Origin of the sequence: Pseudomonas sp. PDM13 (assembly GCF_025685765.1) — a bacterium.
GTDB classification, from domain to species: domain Bacteria; phylum Pseudomonadota; class Gammaproteobacteria; order Pseudomonadales; family Pseudomonadaceae; genus Metapseudomonas; species Metapseudomonas solani.
Genome location: NZ_JAOTQU010000042.1, coordinates 15,827 through 38,165, shown reverse-complemented (window position 1 = coordinate 38,165; position 22,339 = coordinate 15,827). Strand labels below are relative to the sequence as shown.

Below are 22,339 nucleotides of genomic sequence, written 5' to 3'. Positions count from 1 at the left end.
GCAGCAGGTTTTGATCCTGCCATGCGTTGGTTCGAATCCAGCCGCCCCTGCCATACACGAGAAAGCTGTTCAAAAAGCATCCGTGCATTTTGAACAGCTTTTTATTCATCAGGTCCACCCTCAGCCGGCAGGTACTGCGCGTGTCCAAGATGATGGTCTTCACGGGGAACGCCAACCCCGATCTGGCGCGTCGCGTCGTACGTCAATTGCACATCCCCCTCGGTGATGCCTCCGTAGGCAAATTCTCCGACGGCGAGATCAGCGCTGAAATCAATGAAAACGTTCGCGGTAAGGACGTCTTCCTGATTCAGCCCACGTGCGCGCCCACCAACGACAACCTGATGGAACTGGTGGTGATGGCTGACGCCTTCCGCCGCTCCTCGGCGTCCCGTATCACTGCAGTGATCCCCTACTTCGGCTATGCCCGCCAGGACCGCCGCCCGCGTTCCGCTCGCGTGGCGATCAGCGCGAAGGTAGTGGCCGACATGCTCACCGTGGTCGGCGTCGACCGCGTGCTGACCGTCGACCTGCACGCCGACCAGATCCAGGGTTTCTTCGATATTCCGGTAGATAACATCTACGGCTCCCCCGTTCTGGTGGATGACATCGAAGACCAACGCTTCGACAACCTCATGATCGTCTCCCCGGATATCGGTGGCGTGGTGCGTGCTCGCGCCGTTGCCAAGTCCCTGGGTGTCGATCTGGCGATCATCGACAAGCGTCGTCCCAAGGCCAACCAGTCCGAAGTCATGCACATCATCGGTGATGTGGATGGCCGTACCTGCGTCCTGGTCGATGACATGGTCGATACCGCTGGCACCCTCGGCCACGCTGCCAAGGCCCTGAAGGACCACGGCGCTGCCAAGGTCTACGCCTACTGCACCCACCCGGTGCTGTCGGGCCGTGCCATCGAGAACATTGAAAACTCCGTGCTGGACGAGCTGGTGGTGACCAACACCATCCCCCTGTCCGCCGCGGCACAGGCCTGCTCGCGTATCCGCCAACTGGATATCGCGCCGGTCGTGGCTGAAGCGGTCCGCCGCATCAGTAATGAGGAATCGATCAGCGCGATGTTCCGCTAAGCGGACATCCCTGACGAAAACGCCCCGCTTCGGCGGGGCTTTTTTGCCCAACCGCTCAAGATGCTGGTCGCAAGCACTCGGGGCGGTTTGGTTATTTTGGAGAAACGTAATGACTGATTTTGCCCTGAATGCCGAAGCGCGTTCCGACCTGGGGAAAGGTGCGAGCCGCCGCCTGCGTCGTAATGCCAACCTGGTTCCCGCCGTGGTCTACGGTGGCGAGAAAGCCCCGGAATCCGTAAGCCTGCTGGCCAAAGACCTGGCCAAGCTGCTGGAAAACGAAGCCGCCTTCAGCCACGTGATCGCCCTGAACGTTTCCGGCAAGACCGAAACCGTTCTGATCAAGGCCCTGCAGCGTCACCCGGCCAAAGGCTTCGTACTGCACGCTGACTTCCAGCGCGTCGTCGCCGGCCAGAAACTGACCGCTCACGTGCCCCTGCACTTCCTGAACGAAGCGACCGCCGTTGGCGTGAAGACTGGTGGTGGCGAGATCTCCCACACCATCTCCGAAGTCGAAGTCTCCTGCCTGCCGAAAGACCTGCCGGAGTTCATCGAAGTCGACCTGGCCAAGGTTGAACTGGGCCAAATCGTTCACCTGTCCGACCTCAAGCTGCCGAAAGGCGTCGAGCTGGTCGCACTGGCGCACGGCAACGACCTGGCTGTGGCTAACATCCACGCCTCCCGCGTTGTGAAAGACGAAGCAGAAGGCGCAGCCGAGTAATCACTACTCGCCAGCCTGAGGAAGGGCCCCTGTCGTGACTGCCGTACAACTGATCGTCGGCCTGGGTAATCCAGGCCCTGAATACGACCAGACCCGGCATAACGCAGGGGCCCTTTTCGTTGAGCGCGTGGCAGACAGCCAGCGCGTCAACCTCTCCCTCGACAAGAAGTATTTCGGCCTGGTCGGCAAGTTCAGCCATCAGGGCCGCGACGTTCGCCTGCTCATCCCCACCACCTACATGAACCGCAGCGGCCAGTCCGTGGCGGCGCTCGCCGGTTTCTTCCGCATCCCGGTCGAGGCGATCCTGGTGGCCCACGACGAACTCGACATGCCTCCCGGCGTCGCCAAGCTCAAACTGGGCGGCGGGCACGGCGGGCACAACGGGCTGCGCGACATCATCGCCCAACTCGGCAATCAGAACGGCTTCCACCGCCTCCGGCTCGGCATCGGCCACCCGGGGCACAGCAGCCTGGTCTCCGGCTTCGTCCTCGGCCGCGCCCCGCGCAGCGAACAGGAAAAGCTCGACTCCAGCATCGACTTCGCCCTCGGCGTGCTGCCGGAAATGCTCGCAGGTGACTGGACCAAAGCGATGCAGAAGCTGCACAGCCAGAAGGCCTGATCACACCTCTTTATCGCCAATCAGCGCGAGGGACATAGCATGGGATTCAATTGCGGCATCGTCGGCCTGCCCAACGTCGGCAAGTCCACCCTGTTCAACGCCCTGACCAAATCCGGCATCGCGGCGGAGAACTTCCCCTTCTGCACCATCGAGCCGAACAGCGGCATCGTGCCGATGCCCGACTCGCGCCTGCAGGCCCTGGCCGACATCGTCAAACCCGAGCGCGTGCTGCCGACCACCATGGAATTCGTCGACATCGCCGGCCTGGTGGCGGGCGCGTCCAAAGGTGAAGGCCTGGGCAACAAGTTCCTCGCCAACATCCGCGAGACCGACGCCATCGCCCACGTCGTGCGCTGCTTCGAAGACGAGAACGTCATCCACGTCTCCAACAGCGTCGACCCCAAGCGCGACATCGAGATCATCGACCTCGAACTGATCTTCGCCGACCTCGACAGCTGCGAGAAGCAACTGCAGAAGGTCACCCGCAACGCCAAGGGCGGCGACAAGGACGCCCTGGCGCAGAAGGCCCTGCTGGAAAAACTCATCCCCCACTTCAGCGAAGGCAAGCCCGCACGCTCCCTGCTGAAGAACCTGGGCGATGAAGAGAAGCGCATCGTCCGCGGTTTCCACCTGCTCACCAGCAAGCCGGTGATGTACATCGCCAACGTCGCCGAAGACGGCTTCGAGAACAACCCGCACCTCGACGTGGTGAAAGCCATCGCCGAAGAAGAAGGCGCCATCGTGGTACCGGTCTGCAACAAGATCGAAGCCGAGATCGCCGAACTCGACGACGGCGAAGAGAAGGACATGTTCCTCGAAGCCCTGGGCCTCGAAGAACCGGGCCTCAACCGCGTGATCCGCGCCGGTTACGACCTGCTCAACCTGCAGACCTACTTCACCGCCGGCGTGAAGGAAGTACGCGCCTGGACCGTTCGCATCGGCGCCACCGCCCCGCAGGCCGCCGCCGTGATCCACACCGACTTCGAAAAAGGCTTCATCCGCGCCGAAGTGGTCGCGTATGACGACTTCATCCAGTTCAAGGGTGAAGCCGGTGCCAAGGAAGCCGGCAAATGGCGCCTGGAAGGCAAGGAATACATCGTCAAGGACGGCGACGTGATGCACTTCCGCTTCAACGTCTGATCGCACCAAGGCACCAAAAAGCCCGCCGCCATCGCAGGATGCCGGCGGGCTTTTTCATGGCCCGTATTCCCCACGGAAACGCCTCCAACGCGCTGCGAAGCACCCATCCGGGCCTTGCACCAGCCCTCCCCCATCGATGCGCACCGGCGGGCACCCCGATTCGCGCTAAGCAATTGATAGCGTGCAGGATTTTTTTCAATTCGGTGTTGACACGGAAGCCCGCTACTAGAATAATGCGCGCCACTCGGCTACGTAGCTCAGCTGGTTAGAGCATAGCATTCATAATGCTGGGGTCCGGGGTTCAAGTCCCTGCGTAGCCACCATACAAAACAAGGGTTTAGCGAAAGCTAAGCCCTTTTTTGTTTGGGTCGGTGACCAAAAAGTGACCACAGAGTGACCACGTCCCTTCCTGGCAATCCACCAGCCAGAAAAAAGCCCCGCGTTCGCGAGGCTCTCTCCTTCCATCTGTTTTCAGCCGTGTGCAGCCAAGGGTTCGATCTCCTGCTCGATCTCTTCCCCGCTTGCCGCCAACGCAACAGCCAGTGAGTAGTCAGACTGCAGGTTCATCCAGAACTGAGCGGTCGTGTCGAAGTACCGGCCGAGCCTGATTGCGATATCCGCAGTGACGCCACGACGCTCGCGGGCAATATCGTTGATAGTGGGTGCCGATACGTGAAGTGCACGAGCAAGCGCTGCAGGAGTGATTCCAAGTGGCTCAAGGAACTCTTCACGGAGCACCTCACCTGGATGGACCGGACGCATACCGTTGATCAGCATGGGTTCCTCCTCAGTGGTAATCGATGATTTCGACATCTGTCGGGCCGCTGTCAGTCCATACGAAGCAGATGCGCCATTGATCGTTGATCCTGATGCTGTGTTGACCGGCTCTGTCTCCAGCCAGTGGCTCAAGCCGGTTGCCGGGCGGTGAGCGCAGATCTCGCAATTCATTCGCGGCATTCAGCATGGCCAGTTTGCGGGAGGCCACGGAGAGGATGTTGCCCCAGCGCCTGGATCGCCCGGTGAGGAAGAGCTGCTTGCTGTCCTCACATCTGAAGCTTCGGATCATACATTAACCCTTAACGTTAAGCATTAATCTCGGCTGTTTCCCTGTCAACTCTGGGGATCAGGTGGCCGCTGATCTCATGGCCGATGAGTGCCAATGGCGAGAGCCGCAAAGCCGACTCAAGATGGTTCGGCGACAGGTGCGCGTAGCGCATGGTCATGGTGATCGAGGAGTGCCCGAGGATCCGCTGCAGGCTTAGGATGTCCCCTCCGCTCATCATGTAGTGACTGGCAAAGGTGTGCCGCAGGATATGGGTGAGCTGACCCGGGGTATCGAAGCCACAGCGCTTGTAGGCACTTCGGAAGGCGGACCTGCAGGACATGAACAACCGCCCGTTTCCCGGCATTCCCAGGTTCAATGCGAGTGCCTCAACTTCCGGTGGGATCGGCACCGAGCGGGACTTTCGATTCTTGGTCCGGTGGAAATGCGCCTTGCCGCCGAAGAGTGCGTTGCGCTGCAGCGATTCGGCTTCATCCCATCGGGCGCCGGTTGCCAGGCAGATCAAGGCGACCGGGTAGGTGTGGTTGTTCGTTGAGTGCCTGCACTCTTCCAGCAACTGCTCGATCTGCTCCAGGGCTAGGAAGGTCAGCTCGGCCTGATCGACCTTGATTCAGCTAGAGTTTTAGATAATCAAAATAAATAAGAAGACATTTAAAAAACACAGACACGCCTACAATAATTTTAACTACTTTTTCGGCTTAATTTTCTTTTTCATATGCACAGTCGGATCGACCTCGATCTTGCACAGCTCTACCGTATAGCCTAAAGCACGCAGCGTCCGAAGCGAGTTCTTAAGTGTTACCTTAGAGAAGAAAGGCAGCTCCTTCGGTATATCCTTATTTGTAGCAATAGCATATACAATCTTAAATTTCCGCGCATCCGGCATAGTCTTACTGTCGACCAGCCTCAATATCGCCGGCAATTTACCATTGAGTTTCTCCCGAAACTCTACATCACGAACAAAGACCTCTGCCGCAACGCACCCTTGAGCGAAAAGATGACTGAGCGTACTTGAGCTCCGGTAATACTTGACATGAATAAGGTCATTCACATCCTTTACAAGATCACAAAACTCTATCTTATCGTAGGCACCACCTACCCTGACATTTTTCTTGTCCATCTTCAGATAACTACCATCTATAGATGCGACGTAATCATTATATTCACCCTCAGAGTCGTGAATATACTTAGGCATAGTATGCCCATATGGCTGCAAATCTACAAAATAGTTATCTATCTTGTTAACGAAATTTTGATCTACGCGATACCAAATACCATTGCGTAAAATATAGTACTCCCCTCCAACTGTTAACTCCGCATACAAACATCTATATGCGCTCCAGCTTTTCACATCCCTATATTCACTGTCATTGACATGAACCGTAGTCAATCTCAATGAATCAGCGGTAAGGGTCAGCCCCTTCCCTGCTATATGGCAAAACAAATCATCCATATCAAGCACTACATGCCTAGGCGTATTGGAGTACATATCAAAGGAGTATCCAACCTGAGACTCCCAATCCACGACTTCGGGCTCTCCCACCCAAAAACCTGCTGTCTTCCCAGCCTTTAAGTAGTCATCCAGCTCGAGATCAAGCACTTGATTTGTTTCTGCATCCCTAATTCGGTATACATTATCAACCCATTCAAATTTCTCCGGTAGTTTCTTTTTATATCTAACAATTGCTTCTGTCAGGATCGCCACCAAACCATCCATATCTACAGACACAACTAACGTCAGCGCATCCCTACCAGTAACATGCGACCCAAACACATCCACTGTTGAAACACCAGTGACGGCATATAACATTTCTGTTTCAGAGTCTATATGAAGATCAAATATATCAACCTCCCTTGAGCTTTGAGTCCTAGAATTCAAGGGATTATGATCATAGCTTGCCTTATCCAAGCTTCTAAGTTTGTCCGGATCAACAGAGTTCAATGTCACTCGCAAACCAAAATCCCTTTCAATCTGCTCATTTTGAAGAAGGTGAAATCCAGAACCAAAAGTGAGAACAAATTTACTATCCAGCATAGAAATTATTAGAGCAGCGCCAACCGTGCTGGAGTCCCCAAAAGCATCGCCAGGAACTTCACGTCTCGAAGTAAAGAATTTCGTCCAAGGAGGGGAATGTTTCGGGGGCTCAATTTTTATATAGAGCAAAGCAGAGTCGGCACCCTCAACGGAGAGTTCTATAGGAGTCTTCGTTTTCTCCAATTTGAGAAGTGAGGAGCTTAAGCACGAGGGGTCCTTAGCGAGATAGATCGAGAGGCGCTCCTTCCTTTCCTTCTTTGGCCTAGCCATTCCATCACTCCTAGAAAAAACTAAGAACATGAATAGAATTAGTTAAACTACATCCATAAAACTGACAAACTAGGTTGCAGTACCAGTCTTTCTTATACTGGTAACTTCTCTAGCTGACGTATCCCCTTACAGGTTGGATATTGTGAGCAACCCCAAAACTGACTTCCTAGCTTCAAACCGCGCTTGGCTGTACGTACAACCATAGATGCACTACAAACGGGGCATAGTGGGATGGTAGGTTGCGGCTTAGGCTTTACGTACTGAGGTGAGCCTGTGGAGGTTTGCGAAGCACCCGGACGATTGGCAATCCAATGCTTCAGTAAAGCCCCATCAATCAATTGAATATTTCGCCCCTGCGCGAATGCCTTAGCCTCCTCGGTATAGGTGCCGGAGATGACAATGAAGCCACCTGCCGCTCCTTCTGCTGCCATTACGCCGAAGAACTCGCGGACAACTGTTACTCCAACCTTGAGGGCCTTCCACTGCTTGCATTGGACTAGGTACTTGTCCGTGCCGAGGCGTAGCTCTAGATCAACGCCGCCGTCCGGGCCGTTACCACCTCTCTCGGTAACGCTGAAGCCTTTGCGCCTGAATGCTTCGCCCACCAGTAGCTCGAACTCGCGCCAGCTGATGCCATCCAGCGTCTTAGCCGGTTGAGTGGCTTCTGCCACATCCTTGAACAGCTTCTTGCGCTTGGCCCGCCCAGCAATGGAACCAACTGCACCCAGGGCAAAGATGAAAGGCACGAAGTACTGGAACGCCATGGCAAGGCCCCGGAACATGGCACCGGTCATATCGGGTCTGTGCGGGTCGACAGGGGGGATTGGGCTGGTGGCGTATCCGTGGAGCAAGTACCAGGACACGAACGCAACCAACAGGCTCACCCACCAGGGCAGCAAGGTGGCGAGGGTGAAGAGGTCGTCAAACAGGGAGGTTTTGCGGCGGCGTGCCATGCCATACTCCGATCCGATTCCATTCGTGGCAAAACGCTATGACGGACACTAACGCGGTACGCTAGTACCCGTAAAGAGCCTGGGGGCATACCTTAGGCGTAGAGCTCCCGCACGGAGCCCGACTGAACCAGGGAGTGGTACAGATGAAAGCAGCCCCCTCGCCTTCGCTCGCGAACCACGTCTCTCCTTACTAACAATTTATTTAGGTGCTCAATCTGGTGACGCCTTGAGCATCTTGCTTAGTTAGAAACGCGAAATTATTTCAGAGACAGAGTCGCCCTCATTAACTAATAAACAAGTAACCACAATGCAAAAACAAACAAACACGATAGTAACTCTATCTGTCCTATTTGCTCTAGGCCTAGCAATACCAGCAGGCGCGCTAATAATCTACTGGAGATACTTCGGAGACTTCAGCGTTACTGCCGATGGCGAGAAATGGGGTCAGTTTGGGGATTTTATGGGCGGAACAGCAAACCCTCTGTTGAGCTTTTTAACATTCTCAGCCTTACTTCTGACCATATTCCTACAAAACAAACAGTTAGCTACATCAAATAGCGAGCTAGAGAACTCTAGACAAGAATTAATCCTTACACGCGAAGAACTAGCAAAAACGGCTGAGGCGGCTACAAGACAAACAGAACATCTGGAACGAGAATCTAGACTTTCTGAGCTACTCATCTTAATTGATAAATTAGCGACAAGAACTAATAGGAACTTTAATGATGACATTTTAGACGGAAAACTATCTCTGCATAGGGTGCTAAGCCAGCACCTACTTAGAATACAAATGCCTGAAACTGCTGCCCTTATCGAACACTACAACCAAGAGAGCTCTAGAACCTATAGAGTAATAACATGGGTCGCTAGCGATCTAGAACGCCTATCCGAACTTATAATCAAATACAACAAGACTAAAGAAAACTACACATCTCCTTTACCGGATTTCTATCGCAAGGAATTTGGTGAGCTTGTTAACATGCTTCACGAGCACAACATGATAAACAAAGAGGTCTATGCATTCTTCTGCCATAATGAGGAGTTAGACAAAGATGACAGACAGAAATATTAATTCAAAATCACAAAACCCAGTTGAAGATTATCGAAACATACAAAAAGAGGTTCGAGCTTGGGAAGCGCATCTTAATGACAACATTGGTAACTTTTCATTTGCTTTTGCTGTAGCTTCCATCGGAACCAATCAACCACAGTTCTGGGCGCTACTAAGCTTAATTTTTGCAATGCTAGTTCATTTCCCCAAAAGACGAGAGCTAACCAAAACACTACACGAACTTGAAAACAAGAAAAATAAAACCGAATACGATAACTTTCTTTTAAAAGAATACAGATCAAGCATTAGCGTAAAAAGAACACTCCCATTCACCTTTGGGTTTCTTACACTAACAATAATCATATTAGCACCATCATTACTACCTTTCCCTGAAGCAATGAACTTTCTATATGGGGGAAAACCCTACTTCGACACATTGAATTTTATAATCATTCACCCAGCAAAAACCTCATAACCAACCGCCTTAACTATTTGTGACCCCAAGCGCTCACCGTCTCATTTTTGTTAACTCTCTATTTCCACGCCTTAACAATTTCCCAGCGCAGAATTAAGTCAACCAAATACAATTAAGCATGAGAGGAAATATGAAAAAATATCAAATACAGAGTGAAATGGAAATACTTTCCTCTCACTCAATTTCTGTTCTTGGTTACTCAGGGTCAAACACTTATCGGATGGTTCAATCTGTAGAAATTGACGGCCCAATCGGATATAAAAATACCAACGTAAAAATTTCTGCAGCTGGCTCATCCACCTTTCAAGTAGCAGTTGAAACCCTAGAGCTAACAAACACTGAATCGCAAATAAAATTCCTGAAAGATCTTTCTGTACTTCTTTCTTTCCTGATCGGGAAAGATGAGAAAAATGGGAATACCGGAACTCCTTTCGTCTCGATTGACTATAGAAAATTTCGCGCTACATTTACTGAAATTCCAGACATCGAACTTGACCACAGTTCTGTTGCGCTTTCTGATGCGATTTTCGTAGGTGATCATTTAGAAACCACCATGATCACAAAAGTAGAAATAGAAAGCAGCCAGATAAAAGAAATAACGTACCATGAGCTACTCAGCACCTATCATGATGGACTAAAAGCAGAAAGTGAAAAATCAAAATATTTCCATTGGTTCTTGGTTCTAGAATTTCTTGAAAATACAGATCTCTACAATAAAGTCTATCCGCGAGGAAGGCTATTTAACGAGGATGAAACTAACAAAATAACGCAACTAGCCTCAACCATGGCTGAAAACAAGAAAAGTGCATTATTGAATTGCTTGGCTAGAACCGAGCTTTCAAGAGCACAAAAACTAGTAAATTTACTGCACAGCATCGATATTAATAAGATATGTCTATTCCAAGAGGAGGCCAAAATCGATACAGCGCTTGTTAGATCGATCGTGGACGCTAGGAATAAATTATTCCATCGGGGTTCGGAATTTCCATCCAAAACTCTATGGGAAAGGCTATTCCCGTTGACCACAAGAATTTTAGAGCGCTTACTGGAGTCTCCCGACTGTTTAAATGCCCCAGTGGATTAGAAAACTGCTATGGCTGAAAAGTAAGGTGACCACATTGGGGTATTTATCCGTAGCGCTATGGCTCTATGAGGTAGGGCTGAGGCTAGGAGCCCCGATTTATGGGCTTTAGGGCAGCTATAGGTCGCCCCTCACATAATTCATAATGCAGGGGTCCTGGGTTCAAGTCCCTGCGTAGCCACCATACAAAACAAGGGTTTAGCGAAAGCTAAGCCCTTTTTTGTTTGTCTCGATAAATTGAGCAGATCGAGATATCCATCGCCCAAGATGGCGTGGCCGTAATCTGGGTGCAGCCCATCATGGACACTCCAGCGTTGTCACCCTCGACTGAAGCTCAGAAGCCTGAATCAACCTTCCGATCTGGGGGAGCATTTCCTGCAGTGACGAGGCGGTAACTCCAGGTCTACGCCGCATGATGAGAAGAGACGGTTTATCTCGCTCCCCAACTGCAGCCGTCTCCCTCCCCTCTCCCTCCACCCATGCGGCTCTCGGGCAAAGGTCTCGCGCAGGTGCAGGCCGGCGGGCAATGCCAATCCCCAGCGTCCTTGCACATCGACCCAGGGTGCCCGCGTCCGCCTTGTCATGACAGGTACCGAACACAACGTCCCCGTGAGTGACGGCACCAGCAGGCAGAGCAGTTGCAACTCCCTGCGCCTGCGAAGATTCAGAACATTTCCCTTCATTACTCCCCCACAAGATTCCGGCCACCGCGCTGCGCAAACGCGTTTAACCCAAGCTGATCGAGACGCCGAAGCGTCGCAGTTTCATAGGCGCCCGTGTCCTGCAACGCATCCACATAACCGGTAAAGCGCATGAACTGTGCGAACGCCCGATCCGGGTCCGAGTAGCGAATCCTCCGCAAAAGCAACAGCAGCTGATAGGCAGTCGTCCTATTCATTCGCGTAGTCCCCAGCGCTGAAAACCGTCTTGCCCTGATCCAGATCTCTGCGAATGCGATGGAGATTGATCACCCGGCGACGACCGATCTTCACTGTCGGGATGGTGCGGGTCTCGACCCAGCCCCGCACCACGTCTTCGGTGATCTCCTCGATACCGCACATTTCGGCCAAGACGAGCTGAGTGCAGAACGGCGCACAGCGGAAGTCGTTTATTCGCTCAGGCTTTCCATCAGCGCTGAGCCCCACTACGCCAGACTGTTCCATACGGACTCCCTATAATCGGGCAGATATAACCGATGTCGGAGTAACAAATACTCACCGACTGGAATCTAAGACAGTGCCCAAAATGAGTAAAGGTTACTCTCGCTGAGAAAATTCTATGGATGATGTAAGAACGAGAGCACTTCAGCTGATCAAGGCTGTAGGACCGAAGCACCTGAGTGAGCTCGGCGGGAAGAACTACGAGCGCTGGCGCAATATCAGCGGCGGCAAGATCAGGATCAGCACCGAAGAGGTGGGCATCCTGGCAGATGCCTATCCGCACTATGCGCTGTGGCTTATCTCGGGACGTATCGAGCCGGAGAACGGGCATCGCAGCCCAGAATATGACGAGGCACGATCTCCTAATGGAGATTAACTGGCATGAGCACAAAGCAGCCTGTCATGCTTGCCAGAAGCAACAACCACCTGAAAGGAAGCATCTTGAAGAAAACTACGCTGGCACTCGCGCTCCTGGTAACCACCGCCCACGCCGACGACTTTGATATGAAGTCATACGTGGACAGCGCTTTTAAGAAGGGCGACTCCGTCCTCTTCAAATGTGTTGAGGCCGATGGCTCGTACGACTACATGGACCTCTACGGCGAAGACGAGATGCTGTGGGCCAGGTACGTTGGTGACAATCCGGTCGCCAGGAAGTACGCCAAGCCCAGCATCTCGAAGGACAAGCTCACAATTGCATTTGAAAGCGCTTATGAAGGCTCCTCGGAACGAGTGTTTACCTTCGTCGCCAAGGAAGGGAACAAGGTGACCTGGAACTACGGGAAGCAGTGCACCACGGAACTGTAGGGTCGACCAGCATTCGCGGGGGGCTTAAGCGAGCCCTCCTCAAACCTCTAGCAATCCAACTCCCAATTTCGATAACGCCAAAGCCGTTCCAAACCCCGCCCCCACCACCATCACCGGCAACGCCGCATACCACAGCACCTCGATCCCCATCTCCTGGCTCGTGTAGGTGCTCCAGTTCGCCACGCGGTTGTCGAAGATGCTGACGTCCACCAGATACCACGCAAGCATCGCCAGCAAGGTGGCCAAGGCCACTCTGAGCACGCGGTAAGTGATGCGCTTGCCGATCCAGCGGGCAAACAGCAGAAACGGGATAAGTAGCAGCGCATGCACCAGCAGCTCTTCAGCGAGCGAGTACCGGCCCATGTCCGAGGGTGGGTTGCTGGCGAAGGGCGCAAGGGCCCAGAGGCCCTGGAGCAGGGTGCCGATGATGAAGAGCAGGCTGGTCGCCAGCGCGCGGCTGGCGGTGCGGAGACCGTTGCCCAAGAGGTGATCCGTCCTGTGGATAAGGTGCGCATTGTATGCCGTGAGCGGGAGGCGAACCGCTAAGGCGTTCGCGAGCAGAGCTCGCTCCTACGTATAGGTGCGACCCAAATGAAAACACCCCGAACCAGTCGGGGTGTTTGGGTGCATCAGCGCGGCGGTCAGGAAGCCAGATCGCCTACCGCACTGTCCGCTTCGACCTTGGCCTTGAGGTTGAGCACCTTGTACAGCACGGTCAGCAGCACGAGGAATGCCGGGCCGATGTACAGGGCGATGCGGGTTTCCTCGAAGAAGGCCATCAGCACCACCACCAGCACCAGGAAGGCCAGGGCGAGGTAGGAGCTGAGGGGGAACAGCCACATCTTGAACTGCAGCTTGCCCTGTTCGGCCGGGCTCAGGCCGCGGCGGAACTTCATCTGCGCGAGCAGGATCATGGCCCAGGTCCAGATGGCGCCGAAGGTGGCGATGGAAGTCACCCAGACGAATACCTTTTCCGGCACCAGGTAGTTCAGCAGCACGCCGAGCAGCAGGGCGAAGATGGACAGCAGCAGCGCGTTGCGCGGCACGCCATTGCCCGAGGTACGGGCGAAGGGCTTGGGCGCCTGGCCGTGCTGGGCGAGGCTGTAGAGCATGCGCCCGGTGCTGAAGATGCCGCCGTTGCAGGAGCTCAGCGCTGCGGTGATGACCACGAAGTTGATGATGCCGGCGGCGGTCTTGATGCCGAGGCGTTCGAAGGTCATCACGAAGGGGCTGCCCTGGGTGCCGATCTCGTTCCAGGGGTAGATGGACATGATCACGAACAGCGCGCCGACGTAGAACAGCAGGATGCGCCAGAACACCGAGTTGATGGCGTTGGGGATGGTCTTCTGCGGGTTACGCGCTTCGCCGGCGGTGAGGCCGATCATCTCCACGCCCAGGTAAGCGAACATGACCATCTGCAGCGACATGAGCACGCCCTGGATGCCGTTGGGCATGAAGCCGCCATGGTTCCACAGGTTGCTGATGCCGGTGGCGATGCCGCCATTGCCGATACCGAAGACGATCATCCCGGCGCCGGCCACGACCATGGCGATGATGGTGACGATCTTGATCAGGGCGAACCAGAACTCGAACTCGCCGAAGGCGCGCACGGTGATCAGGTTGATGGTGCCCATGCTCGCCAGGGCCAGCAGGGCCCAGATCCAGCGGTCCACTTCGGGGAACCAGATCTGCATGTAGATGGCGACGGCGGTGATCTCGGCGACGCAGGTCACCAGCCAGAGGAACCAGTAGTTCCAGCCGGTGAGGAAGCCGGCCAGCGGGCCGAGGTAGTCCTGGGCGTAGCGGCTGAAGGAGCCGGCCACGGGGTTGTGCACGGCCATCTCGCCGAGGGCGCGCATGATCACGAGGATGGCGAGGCCACCGATGATGTAGGAGAGCATGATGGCGGGACCGGCCATCTGGATGGCCTTGGCGGAGCCAAGGAACAGGCCGACGCCGATGCAGGCGCCGAGGGCCATGAGGCGGATGTGCCGCTCACCCAGGCCGCGTTGCAGTTCATGTTCGCTGCTGGACATGTGAACCTCTTATTTTTGTAAAAGGGCTGGCACCCGCCGAGGGGTAACCCGGCAGGGCTGACTGTTGTTTCCGGAGACCGGGTCGCGGGACCGGAAAGCAGAAGTCGCCCGTTCGGCAGCAAAGACAAGGCAGGCTTTGTCGGCCGGATACGGACGGTTGGCTGTTGTATAGAGGGGGCACCGAGGGGGCAATGCGACAATCGGCTTCCGGATTAAAACAGCTGAATCTGCCGCGCGGACTATACAGGGCGAGAGAAATAACTTCGATGCGACCTTCTGACAGGCGGAGTCGTTCTGGTACGGCGGTTCTTGGAGCGGAAGAAGTCGGCACCGCAGGTTCCTGGCCGTTTCGCCAGGAAAGCGTATATCCAGGCGACCTTGCGCCAGAAGCGACGTAGGGCGGGTGGAACCCGCGATGGGCGAGGCAAAGCGATGTCGGGTTACACCCGACCTACGGGCCGCAAAGGATCCGGCGAAGTCAGTGCCCTGCCCCGCCGGATCCCTTCGCTCTACTTCAGCGGCATGCAGATGCAGGTTTGCAATTGTGCCGGCGGGGTGGTGCGGGGGTCGTTCATGTACATCTCGAACATGGGGAAGTTCGCCGGCTCGTGGCCGCTGGCGGGCAGCCATTGCGAGAACATCCAGTTGTAGGGCTTTTCCATCTCGTTGTACGGGCCGGTGTAGGTCAATACGGCGCAGCGGCCAGCGGGGATTTCGAAGCGCAGCAGTTCGTCGCCCAGCACGGCATCGGGCGCCACCGGAACGCAGGCCATCGAGCGCAACTCATGCTCGGGCACCTGGGCGGGGTCGTCGAAGTAGATGCCGTAGCCGACCGACTCGGGCTGGGCGATGCCGCGGGTGGCGGCGAGCATGAAGACGCGGGCGAACTGCGGGCCGATTTCCTGGTAGCTGCCGCGATGGGCCAGGGCTGCCAGGGTAACGCCGGGTAGGGTTTCGATCTTGATGGGGTACATGCCGAGCTCCTTGGGGTCGAAGGGACGGGAGCGGGCTGCGCGATAGCGCCCCGGCGGGATGCCGAAGGCGGTGCCGAATGCCCGGTTGAACGCCGCGTCCGACTCGTAGCCGGCGCGCTGCGCCACATCACGCAAGGAAGCCTCGGGGTTGCCCAATGCCACCGCCGCGCGGTGCATGCGGATGCGTTGCACCGTGGCGTTCACCGTCTCCCCCATCAAGGCGCGGTAGACGCGATGAAAGTGGTACGGCGAAAGGCAGGCCAGGTCCGCCAGCCGGTACAGGTCCGGGTCGGCGTCGGGGTGGCGGGCCAGCCAGTGCAGGACGGGTTCCAGGCGCTGGCCATAGTGGTTCAGGGTCTCGGGCTTCATGCGGTCTCCTTGGAACGCACTGTAGCGACGGCGGTTTTGCAGATTTTGCGCTTTTTACGGGGCCAGGCCGAAGGCGCAAGGGCGGCGCTGTGCGTTGCTTGGCGAATGAGCTCGTCCCGCAGCGCCAGCGAACCTACCTCGCCCGCTGGCGGGTACCGAGCAGCAGGCCGGCGAAGATCATGCCGCCGCCCACCCAGTGATAGCCCTGCAACGCCTCACCGAGGATGAGGAAGCCGAGGATCGCGGTGAACACCGGCATCAGGTAATTGGTCAACGAGGCCTTGGCCACGCCGAGCACGGCGATGCCGTGGTTCCACAGCAGATAAGCGATCAACGAGGCGAAGGTGCCGGTGTAGCCGATGGCGGCGAGGTTGCGCAGGCTGGGCTCGAAGTGGGCGCCACTGGCCAGCTCCAGCAGGTAGAACGGCAGCAGCAGCGGCACGCCGCAGAGCGCCAGCGCGCCGAGGAAGGTCAGCGGCGGGATGCCCTGGAACCAGGCCGCCCAGCGCCGTTGCAGCAGGGTGTAGAGCGCCCAGTCGAGCACCGCCAGCAGCATGATCAGGTCGCCCGGGTTGAAGCTCAGGCTGGCCAGCGAGGCCAGGCTGCCGCGGCCAATCAGCACCAGCAATCCGAGGATGGCCACCGCCATACCCAGCCAGGCACGCCGCGTCGGCCATTCGCCCAGCAACAGGCCGGCACCGATGAAGGTGGCCAGCGGCAGACAGGTGTTGAGCAGGGTGAGGTTGATCGCCACCGTGGTGCGCGCGGCGCAGTACAGCAGCACGCTGTAGGTGCTGATGCCCATCGCTGCCACCAGTACCAGGCGCCAGCCGGCGCGGCGCACGGCAGCGCGATGCTGCCAGAGGGGGCGGGCGACGAAGGGCAGGAGGATGGCCAGGGCCAGGCTCCAGCGCCAGAAGGTCAGGGCAATGGGCGGGATGTCGTCGTGGAAGGCTCGCGCCACCAGGGCGTTGCCAGCCCAACAGGCGCTGGCCAGCAACAGGCCGGCCCAGGCCAAGGCCGGGGCACGTGTTTCACTCATCGGTCAGCTCTGGCCCAGGGGGCGCAGGCGGTATTGCGGCGGCAGTTGCTCGATGCCGCTGACGGTGACGTTGAGGTTCTTCCAACGGCCGTCCTTGATGCCGTAGATGCAGCCGTGCACGGAGAGTTGCTGCCCACGGTGCCAGGCGTTCTGGACGATGGAGGTGTGGCTGACGTTGGCCACCTGCTGCATGACGTTGAGCTCGCACATGCGGTCGACGCGCTCTTCCTCGCTGGTGAACTGCGCCAGGTGCTCGCGCTGGTCGTAGTAGAGGTCACGGATGGTGCGCAGCCAGCCGTCGATCAGGCCGAACTGCACGTCCTGCATGGCCGCGCGCACGCCGCCGCAACCGTAGTGGCCGGTGACGAGAATGTGCTTCACCTTGAGCACGTCCACTGCGTACTGGACCACCGACAGGCAGTTGAGGTCGGTGTGCAGCACCACGTTGGCGACGTTGCGATGGACGAAGAGGTCGCCCGGCAGCATGCCGACGATCTCGTTGGCCGGCACGCGGGCATCGGAGCAGCCGATCCACAGGTATTCGGGCACCTGCTGCTTGGCCAGCTTCTCGAAGAACTGAGGGTCACGTTCCTTGATGTTCTCGGCCCAGCGGGCGTTGTTGTCGAACAGCTGCTGCAGGTCACTCATCGGTCTTCTCCTCATTCTTATGGCCGGCGCACCTTACGGAGGGTGCCAGGCTTTGACAAGCGCCCGCCGCGTGCCGTCACAGCGGCTCAGCCCGCCGCCAGCACTTCAGCTACCGCACGCTCGGCCGCCTCCACGGCGCCGTCGAAATAGCCCATCCAGCGCGTGGCAGTTTCGGTACCGGCAAAGTGCAGGCGACCATGGGGCTCGCGCAGGCGTGCTGCCCCCATGGTCCAAAGCCCCGGCGGGAAACAGGCGGCGTAGCAGCCCCGGGCAAAAGGCTCATCGGCCCAGCACTTGTCCACATACTCCAGGGGCGCCAATGCCTCCTGCCCGAAGTAGCGGGCAAAGCACTCCAAGACCACGGCGCGGCGCTCGTCCTCGCTGCGCATGGACCAGTGTCGCGCCTCGTCGCCCTCGATGAAGCCCAGCAGCACACCACCTGCTGAGCCGGGCAGGCTGTTGTCGAAGGTCAGGCGCACCGGCCCGACCTCGCTGGTGGCCTGGCCGGAGAGCCCTCGCTCGCGCCAGAAGGGCCGCTGGTAATGCGCCATGCACTTGATCGAGGCGCCCTGGGGCTGGCGCTGCAGCATCTGGTCTCGCCAGCCGGGCAGCAACGGCGCCTGGGTGATTCTCAACAGTTGGGTTGGCGGTACGGCGAGGATCACCCGCCCGGCCTGGTAGCGCCCACTATCAGTGAGCAGCTCAACGCCCTCCCCATCCTGGCGCAGCGCTCGCACCGGCTGGCCTAGGATCACCGAATCGCCCAGGCGCGCGGCCAGTTCCAGGCAGATGCGTTGCGAGCCGCCCTGAATACGGTCCTGCTGGGCGCCGTTCTCGACGCCGAGGATGCAGTCGAAACCACTGCCGGCCTGTACGTAGAACAGCACATGAAGGAAGGACAGGTCGTGGGGGCTGGCGGCGAACACGGCGCCGCTCATCAACTCGAACACCTTGCGCCCCTGGGCGGTGTTCAGGGTGCGGCGGATCCACTCAGCAAAGGTCATCGAGTCCCATTCTTCTGCACGCGGGTGGCGGGCCGGGTCATCCAGGGGGATCTGCCGTGACAGGCGCTCGAAGCGCATCTGCGCCTGCAGCACATCCAGCAAAACCAGCGGCGAGAAGCGCGGGATGGTGCCGCGATAGGGCTTCAGCCGGCCGCCGAAGAAGGTCAGGTTGTCGCCCTGGTTCCACAGCGGAAAAGTGGAGAGGTTGAGCTCGCCTAGCAGGCCGAGGATGCGGTCCTGGGTCGGGCCCACCCACTGACCACCCAGCTCCACCACATCGCCTGTGGATAACCCATGGTTGAGGGTACGCCCACCCACCCGCTCGTTGGCCTCCAGCACCTGCACGCGCTTGCCGGCACAGGCGAGGCGCCAGGCGGCAGTCAGCCCTGAGATACCCGCCCCGACCACGATCACGTCCGTTCGCTGCATGGCGCCCTCCTCGCCTGATGGTGGCAAAAGGGTACGCCGGTACCAGAAGTCGGAAAATGGCCGTAAATGCCAGACTGGCCGACGGATCGGGGCAAATTGGGGGAATCTTTCCGCGTGGAGACCGTCCACCCTCCATAGCCACAGCGTGGAGGCCACGCCATGAGCCAGCCAGACCCGACCCGCAATAACCCCGCGACGGACGAGGAGCACGATCCCAAGGCTCCGGAGAAGTCACTGACCGAAGCGCCTGCCGGCAGCGGCCCGGTGGAGGAGTTCCCGCCGCGCCAGCTGCGTGAGGCCGGCCTGACCCGGGGCGGCACGCCGCACCCGCCGAAGGATTTCGACCTGTCGCCGGAAGAGCTGCTGGAGGATGAGACCGATGAGCCGCTGGCTAAGCCTAGCGGCACGTTGTCACGGGATTTCGACCTCAGCGTCACCGGTGACGAGGAAGAGGAGCTGCACGAGGAAGAGCAGCCCCGTTACGCGCGGCGCGCCCGCTAGTCCCTGGGGTTTGAAACGTCGTCGAGCGCAGGCACTTTTCAGTCCAGCAGGGTGCAGGCCATCACCAGGGCATCCTCGCGGCCACCCACCGCCGGGTAGTAGCCCCGGCGCCGGCCGATCTCGTTGAAGCCATAGCGCTCGTAGAGCCGGTAGGCCGACTCGTTGCTGGCACGCACTTCGAGGAAGCATTCGCCGGCCTTGAGTTCTAGCGCGCGCTTCATCAGGTGCTCCAGCAGGCGCAAGCCCAGTCCACGCCCCTGGCTCTCCGGCTTTACAGTGATGTTGAGCAGGTGCGCCTCATCGATGATCACGTTGATCACCCCGTGGCCGACCTGCTGGGTGCCTTCGAACATGATCCAGCAGTCGTAGGACTTCAGGCCGTCGGCAAAGATGCCGCGCGTCCAGGGATGGCTGAAGGCGGCGTATTCGATCTTGAGCACGGCATCGAGATCCGCCTCGGTCATCCGGCGGAAGGAAACTGCATCGGTCATTCAGCGGACTTCCAGCGTCTCGTCACCCGGCGCATGGCCTGCCACAGCTCGGCCTTGCGTTGCGGTTCATCCATCAGCAGCTCCAGCCCGGGCACGGCCCAGGCAGCGCCCAGGCCTTCGACCTGGAGTTCGCGGCAGTAGGCATCGGCGTCGGCTTCCCCGGCAAAGCGGATCGCCGGCAACCCCACCAGCCACAGGCAACTGCAGCCGGCGCCCTCTTCCATGCGTGCAGCGACGAAGCCCTGGAGGAAATCACGCGCGGCATCGGGGCCCTGGTCCATGTTGCCGCGCACCAGCAGCGGCCAACGCACCGGCTCACCGATCATCTGTGGCGCATCCGGCAGGCCGGCGGCTCGCAGCAGGTCCTTGAGCAGCAGGTAGGCCGGGTCACGGCTCTGGAAGCCTTCGCCGGTGGGCAGCTCGACCAATAACAGGCAACTGCCGGCACGCAGCAATTGCAGGGAGAAACGCGGTGGCGCCACCGGAGCGGTTTTCACCGGCTCCGGGGTCGCTTCATTGGCGGGCTCCGCCGTCGGCTCGGGGTTCACCGCTACGCGCGGCGTGGTGCCGGGGCGCGGTACCTCGATCTTCGGTCTCGTGGGTGCCTGCACCGGTGCCTCGACTGCGGCCGGGGTGGCCTGGGTCGTGGCAGCGGCGGGAGTGGGCACCCGCGTCGGTTCGGGTTTCGGCGCGGCCTCGGGCTGCACCAGCAGCTCGGGGCGCGAAGGCGCAGCGAAGGGCAATACCGTGCGCGGCAGCCAGGTGGCTACCTGCATGGCATCGAGATAAGCGCGGCGACGGAGCTCTTGGATCAAACGTCAGCTACCTGTGGATGGGCTTTGCGTACGCCGGCCTGCATGAGGTTCAGCGCATTGAGATAAGCCTTGGCGGAAGCGACAACTATATCGGTATCCGCACCGTTTCCGTTGACGATTCGTCCGGCTTTTTCCAGACGCACCGTCACTTCGCCCTGGGAATCGGTGCCCTGGGTGATGGCGTTGACCGAATACAGCTGCAGGTTGACGGCCGAAGCAGCAAGGCTTTCGATGGCCTTGAAGGTGGCGTCCACCGGGCCGGAGCCCTGGGCGCTGGCCTCACGCTCGACACCGCCGATGCTCAGTACCAGCCGCGCGTGGGGCACCTCGCCGGTGCGCGAAACGACTTCCAGGTGGGCCAGGCGGAAGTGCTCCGGCGCTTCCTCGCCGAGGCTGTCAGAGACGATGGCCTGGAGGTCTTCGTCGAAGATCTCGTGCTTCTTGTCGGCCAGCACCTTGAAGCGGGCGAAGGCGGCGTTGAGTTCGGCCTCGCCGGGCAGCTGGATGCCCAGCTCCTCCAGGCGGGTACGGAACGCGTTGCGCCCGGAGAGCTTGCCAAGGGACAGCTTGTTGGTGTGCCAGCCGACGGACTGCGCGGACATGATCTCGTAGGTTTCGCGGTGCTTGAGTACGCCGTCCTGGTGGATACCCGATTCATGGGCGAAGGCGTTGGCGCCGACGATGGCCTTGTTCGGCTGCACCGGGAAGCCGGTGATGCCGGAGACCATGCGCGAGGTGGCGAGGATGTGTGGCGTGTCGATGCTGGTGTGCACGCCGAGGATGTCGGCGCGGGTCTTGATCGCCATGACGATCTCTTCCAGCGCGGCGTTGCCGGCGCGCTCGCCCAGGCCATTGATGGTGCATTCCACCTGGCGTGCGCCCACCGCCACCGCCGCCAGGGAGTTGGCCACGGCCAGGCCCAGGTCGTTGTGGCAATGCACGGAGAACACCGCCTTGTCGGCATTGGGGATGCGCTGCAGCAGTTGGCGGATGGTCTCGGCGTACTGGTGCGGGATGGCGTAGCCGACGGTGTCGGGGATGTTGATGGTGCGCGCGCCGGCGTCGATGGCCGCCTCGATGATGCGGCAGAGGAAGTCGATCTCCGAACGCCCGGCGTCCTCGCAGGAGAACTCGACGTCCGCGCACAGGTTGCGCGCGTGGCGCACGGCGTGCACGGCCTGCTCCACCACCTGGTCCGGCTGCATGCGCAGCTTGTACTGCATGTGGATGGGGCTGGTGGCGATGAAGGTGTGGATACGCCCGGAGTTGGCGCCCTTGAGGGCTTCGGCGGCGCGCTCGATGTCGGCCTCGACCGCACGGGCCAGGCTGCACACGGTGCTGTCCTTGATGCTGTCGGCAATGGCCTTGACCGCCTCGAAGTCCCCCGGGCTGGCGATGGCGAAGCCTGCCTCGATCACGTCGACGCGCAGCCGCTCCAGGGCCTTGGCGATGCGCAATTTCTCTTCCCGGGTCATGGAGGCGCCGGGGCTTTGCTCGCCGTCCCGCAGGGTGGTGTCGAAAATGATGACGCGATCGTTATTGTTCATTGTGGTCACTCCTCATGTCCCCACCGTGG

At 58.5% G+C, this 22,339-nt stretch carries 24 protein-coding genes, 1 tRNA gene and 1 pseudogene; 11 read left to right on the top strand and 15 right to left on the bottom strand.

All coding sequences use genetic code 11. From position 1 onward, the window contains the following. The first annotated feature begins 140 nt into the window (after positions 1-140). From OEJ36_RS29345 to OEJ36_RS29325, 5 genes are all read left to right on the top strand, one after another. The gene (locus OEJ36_RS29345) at positions 141-1,082 is read left to right on the top strand and encodes a ribose-phosphate pyrophosphokinase (RefSeq protein ID WP_021220434.1); all 942 of its coding nucleotides are present in this window, start codon (positions 141-143) and stop codon (positions 1,080-1,082) included. A gap of 109 nt (positions 1,083-1,191) precedes the next feature. Beyond that, the gene (locus tag OEJ36_RS29340) at positions 1,192-1,800 is read left to right on the top strand and encodes a 50S ribosomal protein L25/general stress protein Ctc (RefSeq protein ID WP_263404501.1); all 609 of its coding nucleotides are present in this window, start codon (positions 1,192-1,194) and stop codon (positions 1,798-1,800) included. A gap of 34 nt (positions 1,801-1,834) precedes the next feature. Further along, positions 1,835-2,419: an aminoacyl-tRNA hydrolase gene (gene pth, locus OEJ36_RS29335; RefSeq protein ID WP_031288103.1), complete on the top strand. Its 585-nt coding sequence runs from the start codon at positions 1,835-1,837 to the stop codon at positions 2,417-2,419. A 39-nt stretch (positions 2,420-2,458) separates the two neighbouring features. Then, on the top strand, positions 2,459-3,559 hold the full coding sequence (gene ychF / locus OEJ36_RS29330; protein ID WP_263404500.1) for a redox-regulated ATPase YchF: 1,101 nt from the start codon (positions 2,459-2,461) through the stop codon (positions 3,557-3,559). Between the two features lie 246 nt (positions 3,560-3,805). Further along, positions 3,806-3,882, top strand: a tRNA-Met gene (locus tag OEJ36_RS29325). A 148-nt stretch (positions 3,883-4,030) separates the two neighbouring features. Here OEJ36_RS29325 and OEJ36_RS29320 read toward each other — a convergent pair. The 5 genes and pseudogenes from OEJ36_RS29320 to OEJ36_RS29300 form a co-directional block, all read right to left on the bottom strand. Beyond that, positions 4,031-4,336 carry a HigA family addiction module antitoxin gene (locus tag OEJ36_RS29320; RefSeq protein ID WP_263404499.1) on the bottom strand — a complete coding sequence of 102 codons (306 nt, stop codon included), beginning with the start codon at positions 4,334-4,336 and terminating at the stop codon, positions 4,031-4,033. A 10-nt stretch (positions 4,337-4,346) separates the two neighbouring features. Then, entirely contained in the window at positions 4,347-4,625 is a 279-nt protein-coding gene (locus OEJ36_RS29315; protein WP_263404498.1) for a type II toxin-antitoxin system RelE/ParE family toxin, read from the bottom strand. A 16-nt stretch (positions 4,626-4,641) separates the two neighbouring features. After that, positions 4,642-5,232, bottom strand: a pseudogene (locus OEJ36_RS29310) (tyrosine-type recombinase/integrase); the annotation flags it as partial. 75 nt (positions 5,233-5,307) lie between these two features. Then, on the bottom strand, positions 5,308-6,927 hold the full coding sequence (locus OEJ36_RS29305) for a TIGR04141 family sporadically distributed protein (RefSeq protein ID WP_263404497.1): 1,620 nt from the start codon (positions 6,925-6,927) through the stop codon (positions 5,308-5,310). Between the two features lie 92 nt (positions 6,928-7,019). Further along, on the bottom strand, positions 7,020-7,880 hold the full coding sequence (locus OEJ36_RS29300; RefSeq protein WP_263404496.1) for a restriction endonuclease: 861 nt from the start codon (positions 7,878-7,880) through the stop codon (positions 7,020-7,022). Positions 7,881-8,187: 307 nt separating this feature from the next. Here OEJ36_RS29300 and OEJ36_RS29295 point away from each other — a divergent pair, with 307 nt between their 5' ends. The 3 genes from OEJ36_RS29295 to OEJ36_RS29285 all read left to right on the top strand — a co-directional run bounded on the left by OEJ36_RS29295 (position 8,188) and on the right by OEJ36_RS29285 (position 10,490). After that, positions 8,188-8,952, top strand: a complete 765-nt coding sequence (locus tag OEJ36_RS29295) for a hypothetical protein (RefSeq protein WP_263404495.1) — start codon at positions 8,188-8,190, stop codon at positions 8,950-8,952. After that, positions 8,933-9,406, top strand: coding sequence for a hypothetical protein (locus OEJ36_RS29290; RefSeq protein WP_263404494.1), 474 nt, complete (start codon positions 8,933-8,935; stop codon positions 9,404-9,406). Before OEJ36_RS29295 ends, OEJ36_RS29290 begins: the two co-directional genes overlap by 20 nt. Before the next feature lie 130 nt (positions 9,407-9,536). Next, positions 9,537-10,490, top strand: a complete 954-nt coding sequence (locus tag OEJ36_RS29285) for a hypothetical protein (protein WP_263404493.1) — start codon at positions 9,537-9,539, stop codon at positions 10,488-10,490. An 887-nt stretch (positions 10,491-11,377) separates the two neighbouring features. On the opposite strand, the gene OEJ36_RS29280 is transcribed toward OEJ36_RS29285, so the two are convergent. Beyond that, positions 11,378-11,650 carry a DNA-binding protein gene (locus OEJ36_RS29280; RefSeq protein WP_263404492.1) on the bottom strand — a complete coding sequence of 91 codons (273 nt, stop codon included), beginning with the start codon at positions 11,648-11,650 and terminating at the stop codon, positions 11,378-11,380. A gap of 115 nt (positions 11,651-11,765) precedes the next feature. On the opposite strand from OEJ36_RS29280, the gene OEJ36_RS29275 reads away from it, so the two are divergent. Together OEJ36_RS29275 and OEJ36_RS29270 are read left to right on the top strand one after the other, a co-directional pair. After that, positions 11,766-12,023 carry a DNA-binding protein gene (locus OEJ36_RS29275; RefSeq protein WP_263404491.1) on the top strand — a complete coding sequence of 86 codons (258 nt, stop codon included), beginning with the start codon at positions 11,766-11,768 and terminating at the stop codon, positions 12,021-12,023. A 5-nt stretch (positions 12,024-12,028) separates the two neighbouring features. Continuing rightward, positions 12,029-12,454, top strand: a complete 426-nt coding sequence (locus tag OEJ36_RS29270; protein ID WP_263404490.1) for a hypothetical protein — start codon at positions 12,029-12,031, stop codon at positions 12,452-12,454. Positions 12,455-12,493: 39 nt separating this feature from the next. On the opposite strand, the gene OEJ36_RS29265 is transcribed toward OEJ36_RS29270, so the two are convergent. From OEJ36_RS29265 to OEJ36_RS29240, 6 genes are all read right to left on the bottom strand, one after another. After that, complete coding sequence (locus tag OEJ36_RS29265) at positions 12,494-12,937, bottom strand: hypothetical protein (RefSeq protein WP_263404489.1); 444 nt, start codon at positions 12,935-12,937, stop codon at positions 12,494-12,496. Between the two features lie 158 nt (positions 12,938-13,095). Then, positions 13,096-14,490: an amino acid permease gene (locus tag OEJ36_RS29260; protein WP_263404488.1), complete on the bottom strand. Its 1,395-nt coding sequence runs from the start codon at positions 14,488-14,490 to the stop codon at positions 13,096-13,098. Positions 14,491-14,999: 509 nt separating this feature from the next. Next, positions 15,000-15,833: a GyrI-like domain-containing protein gene (locus OEJ36_RS29255; protein WP_263404487.1), complete on the bottom strand. Its 834-nt coding sequence runs from the start codon at positions 15,831-15,833 to the stop codon at positions 15,000-15,002. Positions 15,834-15,966: 133 nt separating this feature from the next. Beyond that, positions 15,967-16,875 carry a DMT family transporter gene (locus tag OEJ36_RS29250; protein ID WP_263404486.1) on the bottom strand — a complete coding sequence of 303 codons (909 nt, stop codon included), beginning with the start codon at positions 16,873-16,875 and terminating at the stop codon, positions 15,967-15,969. A gap of 3 nt (positions 16,876-16,878) precedes the next feature. Beyond that, positions 16,879-17,523, bottom strand: coding sequence for a carbonate dehydratase (can, locus tag OEJ36_RS29245; protein WP_263404485.1), 645 nt, complete (start codon positions 17,521-17,523; stop codon positions 16,879-16,881). A gap of 86 nt (positions 17,524-17,609) precedes the next feature. Next, entirely contained in the window at positions 17,610-18,956 is a 1,347-nt protein-coding gene (locus OEJ36_RS29240) for a flavin monoamine oxidase family protein (RefSeq protein ID WP_263404484.1), read from the bottom strand. Positions 18,957-19,115: 159 nt separating this feature from the next. Here OEJ36_RS29240 and OEJ36_RS29235 point away from each other — a divergent pair, with 159 nt between their 5' ends. Then, positions 19,116-19,457: a hypothetical protein gene (locus OEJ36_RS29235; RefSeq protein ID WP_263404483.1), complete on the top strand. Its 342-nt coding sequence runs from the start codon at positions 19,116-19,118 to the stop codon at positions 19,455-19,457. A gap of 38 nt (positions 19,458-19,495) precedes the next feature. Here the strand turns inward: OEJ36_RS29235 and rimI are convergent, their stop codons facing one another. The 3 genes from rimI to OEJ36_RS29220 are packed head-to-tail and all read right to left on the bottom strand — an operon-like array spanning position 19,496 to position 22,310. Continuing rightward, a complete protein-coding gene (rimI, locus tag OEJ36_RS29230) occupies positions 19,496-19,948 on the bottom strand; it encodes a ribosomal protein S18-alanine N-acetyltransferase (RefSeq protein WP_263404482.1) in 453 nt (150 codons plus the stop codon). After that, positions 19,945-20,763 carry an energy transducer TonB gene (locus tag OEJ36_RS29225; RefSeq protein WP_263404481.1) on the bottom strand — a complete coding sequence of 273 codons (819 nt, stop codon included), beginning with the start codon at positions 20,761-20,763 and terminating at the stop codon, positions 19,945-19,947. Before OEJ36_RS29225 ends, rimI begins: the two co-directional genes overlap by 4 nt. Continuing rightward, positions 20,760-22,310, bottom strand: coding sequence for a 2-isopropylmalate synthase (locus OEJ36_RS29220; protein ID WP_263404480.1), 1,551 nt, complete (start codon positions 22,308-22,310; stop codon positions 20,760-20,762). The genes OEJ36_RS29225 and OEJ36_RS29220 overlap by 4 nt, the downstream gene beginning before the upstream one ends. Positions 22,311-22,339: the final 29 nt, after the last annotated feature.

What these genes read in the sequence shown, in the direction of transcription:
- OEJ36_RS29270 (WP_263404490.1), top strand. Translation starts at nt 12,029, where the DNA reads ATGAGCACAAAGCAGCCTGTCATGCTTGCCAGAAGCAACAACCACCTG.
- OEJ36_RS29295 (WP_263404495.1), top strand. Translation starts at nt 8,188, where the DNA reads ATGCAAAAACAAACAAACACGATAGTAACTCTATCTGTCCTATTTGCT.
- OEJ36_RS29240 (WP_263404484.1), bottom strand. Translation starts at nt 18,956, where the DNA reads ATGCAGCGAACGGACGTGATCGTGGTCGGGGCGGGTATCTCAGGGCTG.
- OEJ36_RS29340 (WP_263404501.1), top strand. Translation starts at nt 1,192, where the DNA reads ATGACTGATTTTGCCCTGAATGCCGAAGCGCGTTCCGACCTGGGGAAA.
- OEJ36_RS29260 (WP_263404488.1), bottom strand. Translation starts at nt 14,490, where the DNA reads ATGTCCAGCAGCGAACATGAACTGCAACGCGGCCTGGGTGAGCGGCAC.
- OEJ36_RS29320 (WP_263404499.1), bottom strand. Translation starts at nt 4,336, where the DNA reads ATGCTGATCAACGGTATGCGTCCGGTCCATCCAGGTGAGGTGCTCCGT.
- OEJ36_RS29220 (WP_263404480.1), bottom strand. Translation starts at nt 22,310, where the DNA reads ATGAACAATAACGATCGCGTCATCATTTTCGACACCACCCTGCGGGAC.
- OEJ36_RS29280 (WP_263404492.1), bottom strand. Translation starts at nt 11,650, where the DNA reads ATGGAACAGTCTGGCGTAGTGGGGCTCAGCGCTGATGGAAAGCCTGAG.
- OEJ36_RS29300 (WP_263404496.1), bottom strand. Translation starts at nt 7,880, where the DNA reads ATGGCACGCCGCCGCAAAACCTCCCTGTTTGACGACCTCTTCACCCTC.
- OEJ36_RS29255 (WP_263404487.1), bottom strand. Translation starts at nt 15,833, where the DNA reads ATGAAGCCCGAGACCCTGAACCACTATGGCCAGCGCCTGGAACCCGTC.
- OEJ36_RS29315 (WP_263404498.1), bottom strand. Translation starts at nt 4,625, where the DNA reads ATGATCCGAAGCTTCAGATGTGAGGACAGCAAGCAGCTCTTCCTCACC.
- ychF (WP_263404500.1), top strand. Translation starts at nt 2,459, where the DNA reads ATGGGATTCAATTGCGGCATCGTCGGCCTGCCCAACGTCGGCAAGTCC.
- rimI (WP_263404482.1), bottom strand. Translation starts at nt 19,948, where the DNA reads ATGACCGATGCAGTTTCCTTCCGCCGGATGACCGAGGCGGATCTCGAT.
- OEJ36_RS29250 (WP_263404486.1), bottom strand. Translation starts at nt 16,875, where the DNA reads ATGAGTGAAACACGTGCCCCGGCCTTGGCCTGGGCCGGCCTGTTGCTG.
- OEJ36_RS29275 (WP_263404491.1), top strand. Translation starts at nt 11,766, where the DNA reads ATGGATGATGTAAGAACGAGAGCACTTCAGCTGATCAAGGCTGTAGGA.
- OEJ36_RS29305 (WP_263404497.1), bottom strand. Translation starts at nt 6,927, where the DNA reads ATGGCTAGGCCAAAGAAGGAAAGGAAGGAGCGCCTCTCGATCTATCTC.
- can (WP_263404485.1), bottom strand. Translation starts at nt 17,523, where the DNA reads ATGAGTGACCTGCAGCAGCTGTTCGACAACAACGCCCGCTGGGCCGAG.
- OEJ36_RS29285 (WP_263404493.1), top strand. Translation starts at nt 9,537, where the DNA reads ATGAAAAAATATCAAATACAGAGTGAAATGGAAATACTTTCCTCTCAC.
- OEJ36_RS29235 (WP_263404483.1), top strand. Translation starts at nt 19,116, where the DNA reads ATGAGCCAGCCAGACCCGACCCGCAATAACCCCGCGACGGACGAGGAG.
- OEJ36_RS29290 (WP_263404494.1), top strand. Translation starts at nt 8,933, where the DNA reads ATGACAGACAGAAATATTAATTCAAAATCACAAAACCCAGTTGAAGAT.